General features: G+C 50.5%; 18 protein-coding genes, 2 pseudogenes and 1 riboswitch. Of the genes and pseudogenes, 16 read left to right on the forward strand and 4 right to left on the reverse strand.

Features of this window, described 5'->3' with window-relative positions; genetic code table 11:
• Nucleotides 1-11: 11 nt before the first annotated feature.
• A complete protein-coding gene (gene queF / locus O3681_RS08200) occupies nucleotides 12-485 on the reverse strand; it encodes a preQ(1) synthase (RefSeq protein ID WP_003748427.1) in 474 nt (157 codons plus the stop codon).
• A gap of 3 nt (nucleotides 486-488) precedes the next feature.
• A riboswitch (PreQ1 riboswitch) is annotated at nucleotides 489-533 on the reverse strand.
• 147 nt (nucleotides 534-680) lie between these two features.
• On the opposite strand from queF, the gene rfaQ reads away from it, so the two are divergent.
• Nucleotides 681-1,763 (forward strand): putative lipopolysaccharide heptosyltransferase III, encoded by a 1,083-nt coding sequence (rfaQ, locus tag O3681_RS08205; RefSeq protein ID WP_371459702.1) that lies wholly within the window; start codon nucleotides 681-683, stop codon nucleotides 1,761-1,763.
• 6 nt (nucleotides 1,764-1,769) lie between these two features.
• Here the strand turns inward: rfaQ and O3681_RS08210 are convergent, their stop codons facing one another.
• Entirely contained in the window at nucleotides 1,770-2,750 is a 981-nt protein-coding gene (locus tag O3681_RS08210; protein ID WP_371459703.1) for a hypothetical protein, read from the reverse strand.
• Between the two features lie 362 nt (nucleotides 2,751-3,112).
• On the opposite strand from O3681_RS08210, the gene O3681_RS08215 reads away from it, so the two are divergent.
• Nucleotides 3,113-4,408, forward strand: coding sequence for a M23 family metallopeptidase (locus O3681_RS08215; RefSeq protein WP_107723691.1), 1,296 nt, complete (start codon nucleotides 3,113-3,115; stop codon nucleotides 4,406-4,408).
• 92 nt (nucleotides 4,409-4,500) lie between these two features.
• Nucleotides 4,501-5,721 (forward strand): nicotinate phosphoribosyltransferase, encoded by a 1,221-nt coding sequence (gene pncB, locus O3681_RS08220; protein WP_070712162.1) that lies wholly within the window; start codon nucleotides 4,501-4,503, stop codon nucleotides 5,719-5,721.
• A 39-nt stretch (nucleotides 5,722-5,760) separates the two neighbouring features.
• Here the strand turns inward: pncB and mtgA are convergent, their stop codons facing one another.
• Nucleotides 5,761-6,462, reverse strand: a complete 702-nt coding sequence (gene mtgA / locus O3681_RS08225) for a monofunctional biosynthetic peptidoglycan transglycosylase (RefSeq protein WP_070829916.1) — start codon at nucleotides 6,460-6,462, stop codon at nucleotides 5,761-5,763.
• A 2-nt stretch (nucleotides 6,463-6,464) separates the two neighbouring features.
• On the reverse strand, nucleotides 6,465-7,274 hold the full coding sequence (aroE, locus tag O3681_RS08230; RefSeq protein WP_371459704.1) for a shikimate dehydrogenase: 810 nt from the start codon (nucleotides 7,272-7,274) through the stop codon (nucleotides 6,465-6,467).
• A gap of 171 nt (nucleotides 7,275-7,445) precedes the next feature.
• Here aroE and O3681_RS08235 point away from each other — a divergent pair, with 171 nt between their 5' ends.
• The 13 genes and pseudogenes from O3681_RS08235 to O3681_RS08295 all read left to right on the forward strand — a co-directional run.
• On the forward strand, nucleotides 7,446-7,832 hold the full coding sequence (locus O3681_RS08235) for a surface-adhesin E family protein (protein ID WP_070814250.1): 387 nt from the start codon (nucleotides 7,446-7,448) through the stop codon (nucleotides 7,830-7,832).
• Nucleotides 7,833-8,069: 237 nt separating this feature from the next.
• Nucleotides 8,070-9,488: a type I glutamate--ammonia ligase gene (glnA, locus tag O3681_RS08240; RefSeq protein WP_070589404.1), complete on the forward strand. Its 1,419-nt coding sequence runs from the start codon at nucleotides 8,070-8,072 to the stop codon at nucleotides 9,486-9,488.
• A gap of 375 nt (nucleotides 9,489-9,863) precedes the next feature.
• Entirely contained in the window at nucleotides 9,864-10,514 is a 651-nt protein-coding gene (locus O3681_RS08245; RefSeq protein ID WP_371459705.1) for a site-2 protease family protein, read from the forward strand.
• Between the two features lie 131 nt (nucleotides 10,515-10,645).
• Nucleotides 10,646-11,650, forward strand: a complete 1,005-nt coding sequence (dusB, locus tag O3681_RS08250; RefSeq protein WP_371459706.1) for a tRNA dihydrouridine synthase DusB — start codon at nucleotides 10,646-10,648, stop codon at nucleotides 11,648-11,650.
• Nucleotides 11,651-11,704: 54 nt separating this feature from the next.
• Nucleotides 11,705-11,944 (forward strand): Fis family transcriptional regulator, encoded by a 240-nt coding sequence (locus O3681_RS08255; protein WP_003684241.1) that lies wholly within the window; start codon nucleotides 11,705-11,707, stop codon nucleotides 11,942-11,944.
• 43 nt (nucleotides 11,945-11,987) lie between these two features.
• Entirely contained in the window at nucleotides 11,988-12,722 is a 735-nt protein-coding gene (locus tag O3681_RS08260) for a gamma-glutamyl-gamma-aminobutyrate hydrolase family protein (RefSeq protein ID WP_107723685.1), read from the forward strand.
• Nucleotides 12,723-12,798: 76 nt separating this feature from the next.
• The gene (locus O3681_RS08265; RefSeq protein ID WP_107723684.1) at nucleotides 12,799-13,674 is read left to right on the forward strand and encodes a DMT family transporter; all 876 of its coding nucleotides are present in this window, start codon (nucleotides 12,799-12,801) and stop codon (nucleotides 13,672-13,674) included.
• A 66-nt stretch (nucleotides 13,675-13,740) separates the two neighbouring features.
• Complete coding sequence (locus O3681_RS08270) at nucleotides 13,741-14,559, forward strand: hypothetical protein (RefSeq protein ID WP_371459707.1); 819 nt, start codon at nucleotides 13,741-13,743, stop codon at nucleotides 14,557-14,559.
• A 108-nt stretch (nucleotides 14,560-14,667) separates the two neighbouring features.
• A complete protein-coding gene (locus O3681_RS08275) occupies nucleotides 14,668-15,837 on the forward strand; it encodes a chloride channel protein (protein ID WP_371459716.1) in 1,170 nt (389 codons plus the stop codon).
• A 163-nt stretch (nucleotides 15,838-16,000) separates the two neighbouring features.
• Nucleotides 16,001-17,581: a bifunctional phosphoribosylaminoimidazolecarboxamide formyltransferase/IMP cyclohydrolase gene (gene purH, locus O3681_RS08280; protein ID WP_315094257.1), complete on the forward strand. Its 1,581-nt coding sequence runs from the start codon at nucleotides 16,001-16,003 to the stop codon at nucleotides 17,579-17,581.
• A 154-nt stretch (nucleotides 17,582-17,735) separates the two neighbouring features.
• Complete coding sequence (locus tag O3681_RS08285) at nucleotides 17,736-17,864, forward strand: hypothetical protein (protein ID WP_256388401.1); 129 nt, start codon at nucleotides 17,736-17,738, stop codon at nucleotides 17,862-17,864.
• 764 nt (nucleotides 17,865-18,628) lie between these two features.
• A pseudogene (locus O3681_RS08290) lies at nucleotides 18,629-19,036 on the forward strand (ESPR domain-containing protein); the annotation flags it as partial.
• Between the two features lie 69 nt (nucleotides 19,037-19,105).
• Nucleotides 19,106-20,943, forward strand: a pseudogene (locus tag O3681_RS08295) (hypothetical protein); the annotation flags it as partial.

The following is a 20,943-nucleotide window of genomic DNA, read 5'->3' on the forward strand; positions in this document are numbered from 1 at the left end:
TCTGAATAGGATTATTGTGCATCGTGCTCAAACAGGCGTTTGCGTGCCAAAGCTTCAAACTCTGTACCTGCTTTGCCGTAGTTGGCAAACGGATGAATGGCGATGCCGCCGCGTGGTGTGAATTCGCCGAATACTTCGATGTATTTCGGATCCATCAGGGCGATGAGGTCTTTCATGATGATGTTGACGCAGTCTTCATGGAAGTCGCCGTGGTTGCGGAAGCTGAAGAGATAGAGTTTCAGTGATTTGCTTTCCACCATTTTGATATGGGGGATGTAGCGGATGTAGATGGTGGCAAAGTCGGGCTGGCCAGTCATCGGGCAGAGGCTGGTGAACTCGGGGCAGACGAATTTGACGAAATAGTCGTTGTCTGGATGTTTGTTGTCGAACGCTTCCAAAATTTCAGGCGCGTATTCGCTTGGGTATTGGGTTTTTTGGTTGCCCAAAAGGGAGATGCCTTGCAGCTCTTCGTTGTTGCGGGACATGAGGTTTCCTTAGTTTTTTAATGTGGGAGGTTTTCGAACCACGGGGTGCGGATTGTAATATAAATTGCATGACTTGTGCGGATTTTATAGCGATGAATCAGCAGGATAGCTTTCAGACGGCCTGTTTTGTATTTTATGAAACCTGTTTTCCGCTTTACAATAGCAGCCAATCAACAGGCCGTCTGAAAGTTTTGTATGTCTTTAGCCCAACCCAAACGTATTCTGATCATCAAATTGCGCCATCATGGCGATGTGCTTTTGAGCACGCCGGTGGTCGATGCGCTGAAAACCCGTTTCCCCGATTGCGAAATCGATATGCTGGTGTATGCCGGTACGGAGCAGCTGATTGCTGATAATCCGCAGATTGCGCAGATTTTGACCATTGATCGAAATTGGAAGAAGCTAGGCGTATTCAAGCAGTTGGCGTGTGAGAAAAACCTTTTGTCTAAGCTGAAGGCGCGCGATTACGACTGGGTTTTCAACCTGTCCGACCAATGGCGCGCGGCAATAATCGCCAAACTGTGCGCCCGTTGCAGCGTGGGTTTGGACTGCATCAAGCGCGACGGTTTCTGGTGGCGTTTCTGTCATGATTTTATCAACCATGAGCTGGATACCAGCCATCATATCGTTGAAAACCAATTGAATATCCTTGCGCCGCTTATCCAGCCGGAAGACGTAGCTGATGCGAAGGTACGTCTTTGGGTGGCGCAAGATGCAAGGGAAAGTATGCGGCAGAAATTGCGTGAGCAGGGTTGGAACGGCGAAGATTATGTGTTGCTGCACCCGGGGGCGCGTTGGCATTTCAAATGTTGGGAAGACGGCAAAAACGCCGCCATCGTACAGCTTCTGCTCAACAGCGGACAGAATGTCGTATTGACTGCTTCTCCCGACACTGTCGAGCAATACATGCTTCAGGAAATTATAGGCCGTCTGAATATTCCAGAGGGCAGAAAAGTATATGTGTTGTCCGGATGCTTGAGTCTGCGTGAATTGGCGGCGGCCATTGAGGGAGCGAAGCTGTTTGTCGGTGTCGATTCTGCACCGATGCACATCACCGCTGCTTTGGATAAACCGCAAATTGCTTTGTTTGGCGCGTCATGGGTGGATAAATGGCGTCCGTATTCCGAACAGGCGGAAGTCATTTATGCCGGCGATTATGCCGAATTGCCGCATCCTGACAGTATCGACACCAACGATCCGACACGTTTGTTGAAAGCGATTCCGTTGCAGGATGTGTGGGATAGAATTTCTGCCAAATTGGAAGCGTTGGAGGCTTAAAACCGCTTACCACGATCCGTTAAACGTTTTAGCTTTGCGCCAAAATGCCCATTTGGAACGGCGGCCGATTTCCAGCGTGCCGCCGTTTTCGCCGTCTGTGGCAATGCATACGGTTTTCAGACGGCCTGAAGCGAGTGCGTCCCATAAAGGCGCAAACCAACGGGTTTCCCAGCTTTCCAAAATATCTTTGTATGCCCAAACATCGCCTGTCTGTAAGGTGGAAACCAAGTCGTCCAAAAAGATAAGGCCGTCTGAAACCGTGTTGCCTGTTTCTTGAAGCATCTCAAACCAAGCCTTCAAATCGTATGGTGCATTGATTTTGGGCGTATCTGAAAAACGCGCCCATGCGCTGTCTGAAGCGACAATATCTGCAGACTGTGTACCGTCCGCATCATTCCACAGCCACAAACCGTTGATTTCCGGCAGTCCTTGTTGTTCACGCGCTTGGTTAATCGGATGCGTGTGGAGAAACATTTGAATTTCCGTCTGCATGGCCAACCAAGACACCGCATCTTTGCCGTGCGCCTGACCGTCCATTTCCGGCTGCCCGCACACATCCAAAACACATTCCGCTCCCCAATCTTCAGTCATCGGCATACTGAGCAGCCACATGCTTTCGCAAAGCGGCTCGAATTGCCAATCTTTATCTTGATAAAACGCCGACAAATCCGCACATAACCGCTGAGCCTTCTCTTTTTGGATGCCGATAAACTCGCCGCTGATAATGTTGACATGGTGCATGCCCATCTGTTGCCAAACCGGAGAGGCAAAAGCGGCCGCGCGTTTTTGGCTTGTGTGGCGTAAACGTTGCACTTGGGCAATGAGGCTGCCGCTCCACAAATGGCGTCCGTAAAATTTAGACGGCCTGAGTGTTTCTTTGCGTAATGTGCCGTAACGCAAAAGACGGTTAAAAGCAGGTAAGGCAAGCTCAGGGACGGATTCGTCGGCAAAGCGGTTGAGCGAGGGGAGGGCGAGGGTCAGCTTCATAAGCGCAAATAGATAGGAAAACCGTTATTTTACGCGACAAATGATGCGTTTCGGAACCTTGCCCTCACGCCCTGAAAAAGAGCCGTTCAGACGGCCGGTTTGGAAAAAACGGGCTGTCATGTTAAAATGCGTGGCGTAAATTTCAGAAAAACAGGGTGTAAATCAACACAATAGCCCTGATAATAACGTCAATCTCAAATACGACCTCATTCATTCCGAATGAAAACCTGATTTTCAGATCGGAAAAAAGACTCAAAGTCCTTTATCCCCAAAACTGTTTAAACCAGCAGGCGGTCGCGGCAGGCCGGATGTGCCGGCATTCTGCAAACCTCAAAAACAGACCGCCCCATTAAGGATAACGCGTGATTAAAAACAAATATTCCACTCGATTCAAAGCAACCCTCTTAGCGTTTCTGCTGCCGGCTTCAGGCATCATGACTGCATACGCCATTACCGACCCTCAACCTGCACAAACCGATTTCAAAGTCGAGCGTATTTCCGAAGAGTTGCCTGCCGTTTATGTGGAAACCAATACCTATCAATCCAGCTATTGGGTGCAAGAAGCCGTCCAAGCCGGCGACTCTTTGGCAGACGTTTTGACGCGCATGGGTGTCAACCAAGAAGACATCAAGCAAATCATGGCGAAAAACAATGCCAACCTCGATATGAAAAACCTGCGGACCAACCAATCCGTCAACATCCGCATCGACTCTTCAGGCCAAGTAACCGATGTTCAATTCTTTACCGATGAAGAATTGGAACGCAACTTGGTGGCTTTGGAAAAAGTCAAAGGAAAATGGCGCATCTCTAATGCCGAAATTGACATGAAAACCATGCCAACCCTGCGCTCCGTACAAATCCGCACTTCCGCCATCGGCGATATGCTCCGTGCCGAAATACCTTCCGAAGTGTATATCCAGCTCAAAGAAATCTTTGCCGACTCGTTCAATATGAGCGATTTGAAAGAAGGCGATACCGTACGCCTTTTGTACAACAGCATGTATTTCCGCGGCCAGCAAATGGCGGTTGGCGATATTTTGGCGGCTGAAGTGGTTAAAGACGGTAAAACCTACCAAGCCTATTATTACAGCCAAGGCAAAGGCGATGAAGAAAGCGGTAGCTACTACGACCAAAACGGTAAGTCCCTGCAACAAAAAGAAGGCTTTAATACCGAGCCTGTTGCATACACGCGCATTTCTTCTCCGTTCGGCTACCGTGTCCACCCGGTTCTGCATACTGTCCGTATGCACACCGGTATCGACTATGCTGCGCCGACCGGTACGCCGATTAAGGCCGCTGCCGACGGCGAAGTGATTTTCAAAGGTTGGAAAGGCGGCTACGGTAACACCGTGATGATCCGCCATGCCAACGGTGTGGAAACCCTGTACGGCCACATGAGCGCGTTCAGCCCTGCCGACGGTAGAGTCCGCGCCGGCGAAGTGATTGGTTTTGTGGGTACAACCGGCCGTTCTACCGGCCCGCACCTGCACTACGAAGCACGCGTCAACGGTCAGCCGGTCAACCCGACTACCGTTGCACTGCCGACGCCGAAATTGACCCCGACCAATATGGCCGCGTTCCGTAAACAGCAAAAAGATGCCAGCACGATGTTGTCTACCATCCGCTCTTTGCCGGTTTCCGTAGCGCAGCTGGATTAATAAGATAAAGGCCGTCTGAATAAGGTTTCTTTCAGACGGCCTTTTCCATTAAAATTGATACCTCAACGCCCACGTTTACTCAGAGAAAGCTTATGTCTGCTCATCAGCCCATTATCCAATCCCTGCTTGATACCGACCTGTACAAATTCACCATGCTGCAAGTCGTGTTGCACCAATTCCCGCAAACCCACAGCCTTTACGAATTCCGCTGCCGCAACAAAGAGATGGTGTATCCGCTGGCCGATATTCAAGAAGACTTGGAACGCGAACTCGACGCCCTGTGTCAGCTGCGCTTTACCCATGACGAACTCGACTATCTGCGCAGCCTGCGCTTTATCAAAAGCGACTTTGTCGATTATCTCGAACTTTTCCAACTCCAACGCCGCTTCGTCCAAGTCAGCCCTGACGATCAAGGCCGTCTGAATATCCGCATCGAAGGCCCGATGATACAGGCGATGTTCTTCGAGATTTTCATTCTTGCCATCGTCAACGAACTCTATTTCCGCCGCTTGGAAACGCCTGCCGTCATCGAAGAAGGCGAGCGCCGTTTACAGGCCAAAGCGCAACAGCTGAAAGAAATTGCGGCCACTCAAAATCCGAATGATCCGCCGTTCCTTATTTCCGATTTCGGTACGCGCCGCCGCTACACCCTCGCATGGCAGGAACACGTTATCCGCACCTTGCTGGAAGCCGCTCCCGATATCGTGCGCGGTACCAGCAACGTTTATCTGGCCAAAAAACTCGGCATCACACCCATCGGTACCATGGCGCACGAGTTTCTCCAAGCCTTCCAAGCCTTAGACGTACGTTTGCGTAATTTCCAAAAAGCCGCGCTGGAAAGCTGGGTACACGAATATCGCGGCGACCTCGGCATCGCCCTGACCGACGTGGTCGGCATGGATGCCTTCTTGCGTGACTTCGACCTGTATTTCGCCAAACTTTTCGACGGCCTGCGCCACGATAGCGGCGATCCTTATGTTTGGGGCGACAAAGCCTACGAGCATTACAAAAAACTCAAAATCGACAGCCGTACCAAAATGCTGACCTTTTCAGACGGCCTCGATATTGAGCGTTCATGGGCGTTGCACCAATACTTCAAAGACCGTTTCAAAACCAGTTTCGGTATCGGTACCAACCTGACCAACGACTTGGGACACACGCCTTTGAACATTGTTTTGAAGCTTGTCGAGTGTAATGGCCAATCCGTCGCCAAGCTCTCCGACTCCCCGGGCAAAACCATGACCACCAATAACACCTTCCTCGCTTACCTGCGCCAAGTGTTTGACGTACCAGAGCCGGAAGAGAAAGCCTAAAAACAAAGGCCGTCTGAAATGTTCAGACGGCCTTTTTAATTAATCCATATCGCTTTCGGGTAATTCTGCCGAACCCATGCGGCGCAGGATGATATTGGTTTTGTTGTGCATCCGTTTGCTCTTAGGATGGTCTGCGTAAAACAGCGGAGCCGGAACGCGCGCCGTGAGCTTGGCGGCTTGTTGGCGGGTGAGAGCGGAGGCAGGTTTCTTGTAGAAATACTGGGACGCAGCTTCCGCGCCGAATACGCCGTAGTGCCATTCGATTGAGTTCAGATACAGCTCAAAAATGCGGTCTTTGTCGGTAACCGCTTCCATCATCGCCGTAATCGCCGCTTCTTCGCCTTTGCGTAGGTAGCTGCGGCTTTCGTTGAGAAATAGGTTTTTCGCCAGTTGCTGGCTGATGGTCGAGCCGCCGGCTTTGACTTCGCCGCTTTGCTTATTGCGTTTCATGGCGTATTTGATGCCGTTCCAGTCAAAGCCGCTGTGTTCGGCAAAGTTGGCGTCTTCGGAGGCAATCAGGGCTTTTTTGAGGTTGACGGAAATTTGGTCGTAAGGCACCCAACGGTAATCCAGCTCGACATCGCGGCCTTCTTTTGCAAACTGGCTCATGCGCATGGACATGAAGGCGGTTTTGCTGGGCGCGACGGCGCGGTAGGTAATGATGTTGCCGTACACATAAGCGTTGAAGAAAATGAAGATACCGATGGGCAGGGCAATCAGCCATTTAATGATGCGGAACATGGTTACAGGGCTTTCATGTATTCGATAACGGGGCGGATATCGGGCGTAAATCCGCGCCAAATATGGTAAGAGGCGGCAGCCTGACCGACCAGCATGCCCAGGCCGTCTGAAACTTCGGCCGCGCCGTTGCTTTGGGCAAAGTTCAAAAACGCCTGCGCTGCGTCGCCGTAAACCATATCGTAGGCAAGGCGGCAGCTGCGGAAAATTTCAGGGCTGACGGCAGGAAGCTGACCGCTCAAGCCGCCGGACGTGCCGTTGATGATGATATCAAAACCGCCGTTCAAATCCGCCATCGGGACGGCTTCAATGCCGAAAAGCTGCGCCAATTCCTCGGCTTTGGCGTGGGTACGGTTGGCAATGATAATACGGGCAGGGCGGTGTTCTTTCAAAACCGGAATCACGCCGCGCACCGCGCCGCCTGCACCCAAAAGCAAAATGGTTTTGCCCTCAATGGCAATGTTTTTGACCTGTGTGATGTCGTTAGCCAAGCCGATACCGTCGGTATTGTCGCCGCGTATTCTACCGTCTTCCAACCACACCAGCGTATTGACCGCGCCGGCCACCAAAGCGCGGTCGGAATGCTCGTCCGCCAGCGCAAAAGCTTCCTGCTTGAACGGGACGGTTACATTCGCACCTTGCCCGCCCTCGGCACGAAACGCCGCAACGGCCTCGGCAAAGCCACCGATTTCGGCACAAATGCGCTCATATTCGATGGCCGCGCCTTCTTGCAGCGCAAACTGCTGATGGATTTGCGGCGATTTACTGTGTGCAACGGGATTGCCGAAAACGGCGTAACGGGGGAGGGTAGTCATGGTCGTGTTCCAAAAGACGGGACGGCTATTTTATAACGGTGGCGTACAGATGGAAACGATGCCGTCTGAAACGGTTGTCAGGTAGCATGATGGAATGTTTGTTTCTTGACAAAAAGTCGTTTTTTTTTACAATTTAACTTTATTTTGTTGACAAGGACGAAAGGGTCGGACATGAAAAAGGTGTTGTGCTTGGCAGTATTTGCATTAGGGTTGGCAACGCCGGCGGTGGCGGCGGATTGGGTGAGGGTAGATAATGACAGTAACAATGATGTCACATTTGGTGATGCAGACAGCCGTACGAGTAACAGAGCATGGTTTGAAACAAGGTTCGCCAAGCCGCAAAAGCATGTCAATGGAAAATTTTATAATATATTTAGAATGTTGAATGAAATGGATTGCAGTGGTCAACGTTATAGGATTTTGACGGCAACGGTGTATTCCAAATCGGGAAACTCTATCGGTTCTGAGACACCATCCTATGCTGAATGGGATTATGTTATTCCAGGTACGGTTGGAGAGAGTATGTACAAATTTGTCTGCAACCGCTATCCTCGCTGACCGTTTTAAACCAAACAACAGATGCCGTCTGAACTGCTTTCAGACGGCATCTGTTTTGTCGGCATTCGGACAAAAGGGCGGGCATTCCGCTTTTGAACAGACAAACCAAAGCATATTGTTGACAATCTTGTCGTCTGAAACTATATTTCATTGCGTAAAAACGGGTGCCCTGATGTATTTCAGACGGCCTTACCGTGGTAGAATAACAACTTAAACCCATTCCCTCAGGAGCTGAAGATGTCCATCAAAGACGCTGTAAAACTGATTGAAGAAAGCGAAGCCCGCTTCGTAGATTTGCGCTTTACCGATACCAAAGGCAAGCAGCACCACTTTACCATCCCCGCCCGCATCGTCCTCGACGATCCCGAAGAATGGTTTGAAAACGGTCAAGCGTTTGACGGTTCGTCCATCGGCGGTTGGAAAGGTATTCAGGCTTCCGATATGCAGTTGCGTCCCGATGCGTCTACGGCCTTCGTCGATCCTTTCTACGACGATACCACCGTTGTCTTTACCTGCGACGTTATCGACCCGGCCGACGGTCAAGGCTACGACCGCGACCCTCGCTCTATCGCACGCCGCGCCGAAGCTTACTTGAAATCTTCCGGTATCGGCGACACCGCCTATTTCGGCCCCGAGCCTGAATTCTTCGTCTTCGACGGCGTAGAATTTGAAACCGACATGCACAAAACCCGTTACGAAATCACTTCCGAAAGCGGCGCATGGTCAAGTGGCCTGCACATGGACGGTCAAAACACCGGCCATCGCCCGACCGTCAAAGGCGGTTACGCACCTGTTGCGCCGATTGACTGCGGCCAAGACCTGCGTTCTGCCATGGTCAATGTTTTGGAAGAACTCGGCATCGAAGTAGAAGTGCACCACAGTGAAGTCGGTACCGGCAGCCAAATGGAAATCGGTACCCGTTTTGCTACTTTGGTTAAACGTGCCGACCAAACCCAAGACATGAAATACGTGATTCAAAATGTCGCCCACAACTTCGGCAAAACCGCCACCTTCATGCCCAAACCGATTATGGGTGACAACGGCAGCGGTATGCACGTTCACCAATCCATTTGGAAAGACGGTCAAAACCTGTTCTCAGGCGACGGCTATGCCGGTTTGTCCGATACTGCCCTTTATTACATCGGCGGCATCATCAAACACGCCAAAGCCCTGAACGCGATTACCAATCCGTCCACCAACTCCTACAAACGCCTCGTGCCGCACTTTGAAGCGCCGACCAAACTGGCATACTCTGCCAAAAACCGTTCCGCTTCCATCCGCATTCCGTCTGTGAACAGCAGCAAAGCACGCCGTATCGAAGCGCGTTTCCCTGATCCAACCGCCAACCCATACTTGGCATTTGCCGCTTTGTTGATGGCCGGTTTGGACGGTATTCAAAACAAAATCCATCCGGGCGATCCTGCCGATAAAAACCTGTACGACCTGCCACCGGAAGAAGATGCATTGGTGCCTACCGTTTGCGCTTCTTTGGAAGAAGCACTGGCTGCTCTTAAAGCCGACCATGAATTCCTCCTGCGCGGCGGCGTGTTCAGCAAAGACTGGATCGACAGCTACATCGCCTTTAAAGAGGAAGATGTCCGCCGTATCCGTATGGCACCTCATCCGCTGGAATTTGAAATGTATTACAGCCTGTAAAACAGCTGAGGCATTTTAAATAAGAAATTAAAGGCCGTCTGAAACTGGATTTGAAGTTTCAGACGGCCTTTAGGCTTGAAATAAATGGGGTGCTCGAATTGGGTATGATAGCGAGAAGCAATGAATCATGCTGTTTGAAAACCTTTATGGAATTAGTACTGCGTGTTAAATTTCAGCATGACAGGCCTTTTATTAAAGATATTCGCCATTACTTTATAGTGAAGCAGTCTTCAAGCTAAATCCGCAAGGTAAAGGCATTACTTGGCGAGAGCTGAAAGAGTCTTTCGATTCGGATAAGACAGAAGAAGATTAAAGCCTCAGGCCGTCTGAAAGGATATTTTCTGTTTTCAGACGGCATGTTTGATAAGGAAAACCATGTTTGCAAATTTTGATTTAGGCGTATTTCTGCTGGCAGTATTGCCCGTGTTGTTGGCCATTACCGTGCGCGAAGTAGCACGCGGTTATACGGCGCGTTATTGGGGCGACCATACCGGCGAGCAGCTTGGGCGTTTGACGCTCAATCCGCTGCCGCACATCGACCCTGTCGGTACGATTGTCGTGCCGTTGGTGTGTCTGATGATAGGCAGTTTTCTGTTCGGCTGGGCGCGTCCTATGCCCATCGATTCGCGCAATTTCCGCGATCCGCGCCGCGCGTGGCGTTGGGTGTCGATTTCAGGTCCGATTGCCAATCTGATTTTGGCGTTCTTTTGGGGCTTTGTCGTCGTATTTTCCGCGTATGTCCCTGAGTCTTATCAAGCGCCGTTGGTGCAGATGGCAGGTTACGGCGTGATGGTGAACTCGATTTGGGTCGCATTTAGCCTGATTCCGATATTGCCTTGGGACGGCGGTATTTTTATCGATACCTTCCTTAACGCCAAGCAGTCCATGCAGTTCCGTAAAATCGAGCCATACGGCACATGGATTATCCTGATTCTGTTGTTTACCGGCCTGCTGGCCAAACTGATTTGGCCGATTATTGCTATGATTCAGGACGCAGTGGGGATGGTTGTCATGTTGTTTATTTGAATGTTGTGGCTGAAAAGGCCGTCTGAAACTCAGTTTCAGACGGCCTTTTTCATTGTGTAACATGTAAATACGATTGGAAAAGTTGCTTAAAAATTGTACAATTTCAGCCCTTTCAATTTGGCGCAAACATCATGCACATCGGCGGCTATTTCATTGACAATCCTATCGCACTTGCCCCCATGGCAGGCATTACGGACAAACCGTTCCGCCGGATTTGCCGCGAGTTTGGCGCAGGGTGGGCGGTATGCGAAATGCTGACCAGCGATCCGAGCTTGCGCCATACCAAAAAAACCTTGCGCCGTAGCGATTTTGAAGGCGAGGGCGGAGTGGTGGCCGTGCAGATTGCCGGCAGCGATCCGCAGCAGATGGCGGAAGCCGCGCGTTACAATGTCGGCTTGGGCGCGCAGGTCATTGATATAAACATGGGCTGTCCGGCCAAAAAAGTCTGCAATGTTCAGGCAGGCAGCGCATTGATGCAAAACGAGCCGTTGGTTGCCGAAATCTTGGCAGCCGTTGTCAACGCGGTGGACGTACCCGTTACCCTCAAAACCCGTTTGGGCTGGCATGACGAACATCAAAACTTGCCGACCATCGCCAAAATTGCCGAAGAATCAGGCATCGCAGCCCTTGCCATCCACGGACGTACACGCACGCAAATGTACAAAGGCGAAGCGCGTTACGAACTGATTGCCGAAACCAAAGGCCGTCTGAACATTCCCGTTTGGGTTAACGGCGATATTACTTCGCCGCAAAAAGCCGCCGCCGTCCTCAAACAAACCGCCGCCGACGGCATCATGATAGGGCGCGGCGCACAAGGCAGGCCGTGGCTTTTCCGTGATTTAAAACATTACGCCGAACACGGCGTTTTGCCGCCGGCCTTGAGCTTGGCAGAATGCAACGCCACCATTTTGAACCACATCCGCGCCATGCATGAATTTTATGGCGAAATTGCCGGCGTACGCATCGCCCGCAAACACATCGGCTGGTACATCGATGAAATGCCCGACGGAGAGCAAACACGCCGGGAAATCAACCGCTTGGATAGTGCTGCGGCACAATACGATACCCTTGCCGCCTATCTTGAAATACTTTCAGAAAAAACCAACCGTTGGGTATGCCATTATCGGGAAGGCTGAAGAGTTTCAGACGGCCTCATCATTTAAAAACAAATCTAAAGAAAGACAATCACGATGAATCAAACGACGACTGACATTGCGCAATGTATTGAACAAAACTTACGACAATACTTCAAAGACTTGGATGGTACGGAACCTTGCGGCGTGTATGATATGGTATTGCATCAAGTGGAAAAGCCGATGCTTGCCTGCGTGATGGAGCAATGCGGCGGCAACCAGTCTAAAGCGGCGGTTATTTTGGGTTTGAACCGCAATACCCTGCGTAAAAAATTACAACAGCACGGTATGCTGTAATGCGGCAGGGCAATCCGTCCTGACGGTCGAAGGAGAAATAACAATGCAAAATCCGAATAAGTTAAATATCCATTTCATCTTGCACGAGGCATTTGAAGTGCCGGGAGCATATTTGAAATGGGCGCAATGGCGCGGACATAACATCAGTACAACCAAAGTGTACGAAAGGGAAACCCTGCCTGACAATGTGGATGATATAGATTTTTTGATTGTGATGGGCGGGCCGCAATCGCCTGATGAAGACAGGCAGGCATTCCCGTATTACGACCCCGAATCAGAGCTGTGCCTGATGCGTCAGGCGATGGTGGCGGATAAATATATTGTCGGCGTGTGTTTGGGTGCGCAGCTTTTATCCGTTGCCTACGGCGCGCGCCACACACGCAGCCCTGAGCGTGAAATCGGCATTTATCCGATTGAGCTGACGGCGGAAGGTTTGGCGGATGCCCATGTTTCCCTGTTGGGCAAAACCCTGAATACCGGCCATTGGCACGGTGATATGCCCGGTTTGACGGATAAGGCGGTTGTGTTGGCAACCAGCAAAGGCTGTCCGCGCCAGATTATCCGTTTTGCGCCCAAACATTATGCCTTCCAGGCCCATTTGGAGTTTGACCATGAAGCCGTCGGGCTGCTGATTGCGGTGGACGGACGCGAAAATGTGGCCGAACAAAGCCAAGCCCAAACTTATGTCCAGCATCCGGATAAAATCGAAGCGGCGGATTTCAGTGAAATGAATGCCAAACTCTTTGACTTTTTGGATTCGCTGACGCAGACAAAATAAAAAAGGCTAACTCTCCAGGCCGTCTGAATAATAAATATAGAGAAGAAACGATTAATCCTTTTTAAAAGGTCGGACCATGTTCTATCAAATACTTGCCCTGCTGATTTGGGGCAGCTCTTTTATCGCTGCCAAGTATTCTTACGAGATGATCGACCCTGCGCTGATGGTTGAGGCACGGTTGTTGATTGCCGCGTTGATGGTACTGCCGTCGTGCCGCCGTCATTTGGGTAGGATTCCGCGGAGCGAGTGGAAGCCGTTGTTGTGGATTTCCTTTGTCAACTACGTTGTCGTTTTGATGCTCCAGTTTATCGGTTTGAAATACACGTCTGCCGCCAGCGCGGTTACCATGGTGGGGTTGGAGCCTTTGCTGGTGGTTTTTGTCGGTCATTTCTTTTTCAACGACAAAGCGAAAATTTACCACTGGATTTGCGGTACGGCGGCGTTTGTCGGCGTGGGCATGATGGTAATGGGCGGCGCGGAAGAGGGCGGTACGATTGACTGGTTCGGCTGTCTGTTGATTTTGCTTGCGGGATTGGGTTTTGCAGGCGTGATACGTCCGAGCCAGCAGATGGTTGCCCGTATCGGTGCGCCTGCATTTACCGTGGCTTCCATGGCGGTGGCGGCGGTGTTGTGTCTGCCGTTTTCGCTGGTGTTGGCAGACAGTTATCAAATCAACTGGTCATGGGGCGGTACGCTGTCGATTTTATATATGGGGATCGGTTGCAGCTGGCTTGCCTATCTGTTGTGGAACAAAGGCATGAACAAAGTCCCTGCCAACGTATCCGGCCTACTGATTTCGCTTGAGCCGGTCATCGGCGTTATCATGGCGGTGTTAATTTTGGGCGAACATTTAAGCGCTATGTCTGCGATGGGCATTACCGTCGTTATTGCGTCCACTTTTGTCGCCGGTATGTTGGCGCGTGTCAGCAACAAACACAAAAAAGCCGTCTGAAAACGGTTTCAGACGGCCTGAAGTAAGCAGTATCTTTTTTCAATAAAACATTTTGGGAAAATTTCTATGAAACACATTATCTCCCTGCTTTTGCTTGCCTGCCCTATCTTGGCGTCGGCTGCACCCGATAACGATAAAGCCGCCGTACAAGCTGTCATTGCCAAGTATTACAACCGACCGCTTGCCGCGCACAAATGCCAGCTCGCCAAGCCGCCGAAAGACAGTGAGACAGTATCTGACAATATTATGTATTGCATGAAACCCGTTGCCGACCATGCCGTAACGCGCAACGGCAAAGCCACGCGCTATGTGTTGTACACAGGTTTTGCCTACGATATGCAACAAAAAGTAAAACAGGACGCGCATGCTTCTTCGGGTCTGGCGGAATTGTTTGTTTTGGAAAAAACAGACGGAAAGTGGGCAATCAAACAACATGGAAGCGATGAAATTGGCGCATGGGGGGATGTGCCGGAGAATAAGGATTGGCGGTTTGTCCAGATGGGTGAGCAGAACTGGGGCTACACTGTCGAGTCAGGTTATACAGGTCAGGGTGAAACGACAACCGGAGAAAATTTCCTGTTTACCGATAATAGCAACCGTGTCCGTAAAAGCTTAATTATCAACGGTAACGATAACGGCGCATATTTTGGCGATTGCGATGAATGGAAAGGGCGTGAAAAACGCCTCTGCAAAGACAGATATACCAGCCTGGAAGCCAAAATTGCTTTTGACAAAAGCCGTCCTGCCGTATCCGGCGTATGGGCGTTGGCTGCAAAACTCAGCGGCGTATCAGGAAAGAAAAATTATAAAAATCAGAAATATATTTTCCCTTATAACGGCCAAACCCACGTCGCCCCCAAAAACTATCCCTTAGGCGGACAATAGTTTCCTTGAAAAACGCTTTTATCAAACCACTACTACCTCAAGTCAAATCCCGTGAAAGAAACGCATAAACTTTGGGTCGCCCTCATCATTACCGGCATTATCGGCGGCATGGTCGGCATTGTATTAACCGAAATCATGCATACAATTCAACATCTTGCCTATGGTTACGGTTCAGACGGCCTATACGTTTCATTCCGAGAGGGCGTATCGCAGGCAAGTCCAGAGCGACGTATCGGCGTGATGGCCTTTTGCGGCGTGGTGGTCGGCTTGGGGTGGTGGTTGCTCAAACGCTACGGCAGACCGCAACCGAGCATTAAAGCCGTGGTTAAAAATCCGCTTGCCGGTTTTCCATTTTTTGAAACCGTCAGCCATGCCCTGTTGCAAATCATTACCGTCGGGCTGGGCTCGCCGCTCGGCCGCGAAGTTGCGCCGCGCGAAATGACCGCCGCCTTTGCTTCAGTAGGCGTCAACCGTTTCGGGTTGAGCGAAGACGACGCAAGGCTGGTCATCGCGTGCGCCTCGGGTGCAGGTTTGGCGGCCGTGTATAACGTGCCGCTCGCCTCCACACTTTTCATCCTCGAAGCCATGCTGGGCGTATGGACGCAGCAAGCAGTTGCCGCCGCATTGCTGACTTCCGTCATCGCCACTGCCGTCGCACGCATCGGCTTGGGCGACGTGCAGCAATATCATCCGACCAACCTTTCCATCAACACATCATTACTTTGGTTTTCCGCCATCATCGGCCCGATACTGGGTGCAACCGCCGTCTTTTTCCAGCGCACAGCCCAAAAGTTTCCCTTCATCAAGCGCGACAACATCAAAATCATTCCCTTGGCCGTCTGTATGTTTGCACTCATTGGCGTGATTGCCGTTTGGTTTCCCGAAATTTTGGGCAACGGCAAAGCAGGCAACCAACTGACCTTTGGCGGCATAACCGACTGGCAACACAGCCTTGAGCTGACCGCCGTCAAATGGCTGGTCGTCTTAATGGCGCTGGCGGCAGGCGCATACGGCGGCCTGATTACCCCGTCCATGATGCTCGGCAGTACCATCGCCTTTGCGGCCGCAGCCGCGTGGAACACTTTCTTTCCCACCATGTCCTCCGAAAGCGCGGCCGTTGTCGGCGCTGCCGTTTTCCTCGGCGTTTCCCTCAAAATGCCCCTGACAGCCATAGCCTTTATTTTGGAGCTAACTTACGCCCCTGTTGCCTTACTCATGCCATTATGTACAGGCATGGCAGGTGCAGTATGGGTGGCAAAGAAAATGGGATTTAAATAGGCAAAAGCAAAAGGCCGTCTGAAACCAAGTTTCAGACGGCCTTTTACAATAAAATTGTTAACAATATCTATAAAAACCTACTGCCAAAAAGGCGAAAATAGCGGATAATACCGCCCTGAAAATTCATCCCATATCGATTAAACCTTCAACAAAGGAAATCCAAATGTCTTCCATCAAACGCGCCCTGATCAGCCTATCCGACAAGACAGGCGCAGTCGAATTTGCACAAACCCTGACCAAGCTCGGTGTTGAAATCCTCTCTACCGGCGGTACAGCAAAACTCTTGGCTGATGCAGGCGTTCCCGTTATCGAAGTTGCCGACTATACCGGCTTCCCCGAAATGCTCGACGGCCGCGTGAAAACCCTGCATCCGAAAATCCACGGCGGCATCCTCGGCCGTCGCGATTTGGACGAACACGTCGCCAAGATGGAAGAACACGGCATCGGCAATATCGATTTAGTGTGCGTCAACCTCTACCCCTTCGCCGCCACCATTGCCAAACCAAACTGCACACTGGAAGACGCGATTGAAAACATCGACATCGGCGGCCCGACCATGGTGCGCTCTGCCGCGAAAAACTGGAAACACGTCGCCATCGTTACCGACACAGCCGATTTCCCTGCCATCGCCGCCGAACTCGAAGCCAACAACGGCGCCTTGAGCGACAAAACCCGTTTCAACCTCTCACGCAAAGCATTCAGCCACACCGCCCAATACGACGGCATGATTTCCAACTACCTGACCTCGCTTTCAGACGACGTCTTGAGCGGTCAGCCACAAATCGGCGAATTCCCAAGCCAGTTCAACCAAAGCTGGATTAAAGTGCAAGACATGCGCTACGGCGAAAACCCGCACCAACGCGCCGCGTTCTACCGCGATATTTACCCCGCCGCAGGCAGCCTTTCTGCCTACAAACAACTGCAAGGCAAAGAATTGTCGTACAACAACATCGCCGATGCCGATGCCGCATGGGAAGCCGTTAAATCTTTTGACGCGCCGGCCTGCGTGATCGTGAAACACGCCAATCCGTGCGGCGTTGCCGTTGCAGCCGATACCTTGACCGCCTACAAACTCGCCTACGCTACCGATACCACCAGCGCATTCGGCGGCATCATCGCCTTCAACCGCGAAGTGGACGGCGCAACCGTCAAACAAATTACCGACAACCAATTTATGGAAGTCCTTATGGCGCCGAAGTTCACCGCCGAAGCCCTCGAAATCGCCGCCGCCAAGAAAAACGTGCGCGTATTGGAAGTGCCGCTCGAAGCAGGTGCCAACCGCTTTGAACTCAAACGCGTCGGCGGCGGACTATTGGTACAAACCCCCGACATCCACCGCCTCAACCGCGCCGATTTGAAAGTCGTCTCCAAACGCCAACCGACCGAGCAAGAATGGAATGACCTGATGTTCGTCTGGAACGTCGCCAAATACGTCAAATCCAACGCCATCGTCTTCGGCAAAGGCGGCCAAACCTACGGCATCGGCGCAGGCCAAATGAGCCGCGTGGACAGCACCCGCATCGCCGCCCGCAAAGCGCAGGACGCAGGCTTAGACTTAAACGGCGCCTGTGCCGCTTCCGATGCCTTCTTCCCATTTCGCGACGGCGTAGATGTCATTGCCGAGCAGGGCATCAAAGCCATCATCCATCCCGCAGGCTCCATGCGCGACCAAGAAGTCTTCGACGCAGCGGACGAACACGGTATTGCGATGGTAGTAACGGGTATTCGCCATTTCCGCCACTGATAAGCTGATATAAAATAAAGGTCGTCTGAAAACCGATTTCAGACGGCCTTTTTCAATACATTAAATCAAGACAAAGCAACAAAGCCATATCTATTCCGATTCATACGGCAACAAAACGTCCCAAGTCTAAAACCAACCCACTCAGAGAAAAAACATGAAACACATCCTCCTCATCCTGACCCTCGCCACACTCACCGCCTGCGCCTCCAGCCATACCGGCGGCTACGGCTATGCCGGAAACAACGGCGCTTCCGCAGGCGTGACCCAAACATTCCGTTGGTAAGGCCGTCTGAAATACGGCATGGTGTTACACCATAGAAAACAGACCGATTCCAAACGTAAAGGCAAGTTTTACACTTGCCTTTTTTATACTATTTAGCGGCTCAATAACGCATCAATTCGCATCATTAAGCCGCCATTTAAATGTTAGAAAACGTTAAAGGCCGTCTGAAAACAGACTGTATAAACCCATCACATGATTCAAATCAACCTTCAATACAAATCTCATTAATTCTCTAAATAAAAGCTGACATCTAAATCTATCACTAAAATAACTATCCTGTTAACATATTATTTAATAATCATTATTGTTTAAAAATTTCAATAAAAATCATATAATTATAAAAAGCGTTTAAAAAAAGCAACAAGTAAATCTAACTAGCATGACCGTTGAGGGCGAAAAAATAACACTTTATCGGAAGAGTTGATTTGTAAAACCAAACGCATATAAAATTTGGACAAGGATTCCGAATGCATTGAAAGAAGCTGACAAAAAGTGACTTGTTAAGAAACAAGCTGACAAAAAACGGCACATCGTTTCCCAAACTTCACAAGCTTCCCAAAATGTATCAGCATAAAATCCCATAAAACAGGAATTTAGCTGTCATTCGGCCGAGTGGAAACTTTTGGCACGGGAATTGCATACAAGAAATTACGACGTAAAACCGCATAAAGGGGAGACTCTGAAATGCGGCATATGTATGGGCAAGCGGTTTATGGCCGAGCAAACGTCCCGAAAGAAATCAAACCCCTTACAGGAAAATCGATATGAATAAAGTCTTTAAAGTCATTTGGAACCACGCGACCCAGACATGGACCGCGGTTTCCGAGATCAGCCATGCACACGGCAAAAAATCCGCTTCTGACAAGCGTAAAGCCGTAGCTGCTGTAGTGGTTGCTGCAGGTGCCTTGATGGCTTCTGGTGCTGCTCAGGCAGGTGTGGATGTGGATAACAGTACAATTACTATTAAGTCTAATGATAAAAATCGGAAGACGGTAGAGCTAGGTTTCAACAATATTAATATTGGTACTGATGCAAATACTTATAGAAACGAAGGTAACAATGTAGTCTCTCATGACGCAATTGCTATTGGTACTAATGCAACTGGTACTGGCGATAAAGCAGTAGCTATTGGTAAAGGTGCAAATGCAACTAAAGAAAATGGTGTTGCAATTGGTTTTAGTGCAACTAATCAGTCCATTGACTCTGTTGCGATTGGTAGAGAGGCAACATCTAGCAAAGATATGGATGTAGCTATTGGTAAGCAAGCTCAAGCTACCGGTGGTGAGTCTCTTGCTTTTGGTTCTCAATCAAAAGCATCTGGTCAGGCTACTATTGCTGTAGGTAAAGAATCTAATGCTTCTGGTTCTTCTGCAGTTGCTGCTGGTTATCAGTCTGCAGCAGCTGGTGATAATGCTGTAGCTGTTGGTAAAAATACGACTGCAGGCGCTACCAATGCGATTGCTGTTGGTTTGCGTGCTACTGCTACCGGTACTCGAGCTATTGCAACAGGTGCTGGTTCTAAAGCAACTGGCGAGCAATCTCTCGCAACAGGTTTTACAGCTCAAGCATTGGGTAATAACTCTGTCGCTCATGGTAATGCCGCAGTTGCTAACCAAGCTGCTGACGTTGCTGTAGGTTTTGAAGCAAAAGCTGATGGTACCTCTACTGGTGCTGATGGTGATGGTGTTGTGGGTGCTAATAATGCCGGTTCAGCTATGGCAATCGGTACTAATGCTCAAGCAACCGGTATCGTGGCAACTGCTATCGGTCAACGTTCTCAAGCCCTGGCAAACGGCGCAGTAGCATTGGGTGGCGACGCTAAAGCTAAACAAGGTTCTGCTGTAGCAATCGGTCGCGGTTCTGTAGCCGACGGTATTTCTGCTTCTGCATTCGGTCCTGCTGCTCAAGCAACAGGTAAATACTCAGTAGCTTTGGGCGTACAAAGCCAAGCCACTTCACAACAAGCCATCGCATTGGGCCGTGGTGCTCAAGCCAATGGTGGTGAATATGCAACTGCTCTGGGTAACGGTGCTCAAGCAACAGCCAAAAACACTCTGGCTTTGGGTACAGAAGCTAAATCTACTATCGAAAACAGCGTAGCCCTGGGTAACGGTTCTACAACCAACGCATTCGTACCTACCTCTTCTGCGACAGTAGGCAAATACACTTACGGTGGTTTCGCAGGTGCAACCAGCGGCTTGGGTAACGGCGCAGTATTGTCTGTAGGTTCTGCAGGTAACGAACGTCAAATTCAAAACGTTGCCGCAGGTCGTATCTCTTCAACTTCTACTGATGCAATCAACGGCTCTCAATTGTACGCTGTTGCAAACCGCATCGAAAACCTGAATCCGTTTGTATTCTCAGGCCACAATGGCAGCGGTAGCTCGCCAGCTGAAGGTACTTACAAATACGATCCTAAATCAAATGCCAATAACACCCTGAAACTGATCGCTGGTAACGGTTTGACAATGACCTCAAACGGCACTAACGAGTACACCCTGAGCGTAATTGGTGGTGGTTCTACTGGTGCTACCGGCGCAACTGGTGCAACTGGTGCAACTGGCCCTAAAGGCGATACTGGTGCAACTGGTCCTAAAGGCGATACTGGTGCAACTGGTCCTAAAGGCGAAGATGGTACTAACTACACTATTGAAGTTGAAGATGATAACGAAAACGGTACCCATACCATCACTATTACCGATCAAAGTGATGGCTCAGTCACTACTACCATCGTAAAAGACGGTAAAAACGGTAAAGACGGTAAAGACGGTGCTACTGGCGCAGCCGGCGCTAAAGGCGACAAAGGTGACACTGGTGCAGCCGGCGCTAAAGGCGAAAAAGGCGATAAAGGTGACACTGGTGCAGCCGGCGCTAAAGGCGAAAAAGGCGACACTGGTGCAGCCGGCGCTAAAGGCGAAAAAGGCGATAAAGGTGACACTGGTGCAGCCGGCGCTAAAGGCGAAAAAGGCGATAAAGGTGACACTGGTGCAGCTGGCGCTAAAGGCGAAAAAGGCGACAAAGGTGACACTGGTGCAGCCGGCGCTAAAGGCGAAAAAGGCGATAAAGGTGACACTGGTGC

This window comes from Neisseria sp. 27098_8_158 (assembly GCF_041433145.1).
Classification (GTDB): Bacteria; Pseudomonadota; Gammaproteobacteria; order Burkholderiales; family Neisseriaceae; genus Neisseria; species Neisseria subflava_E.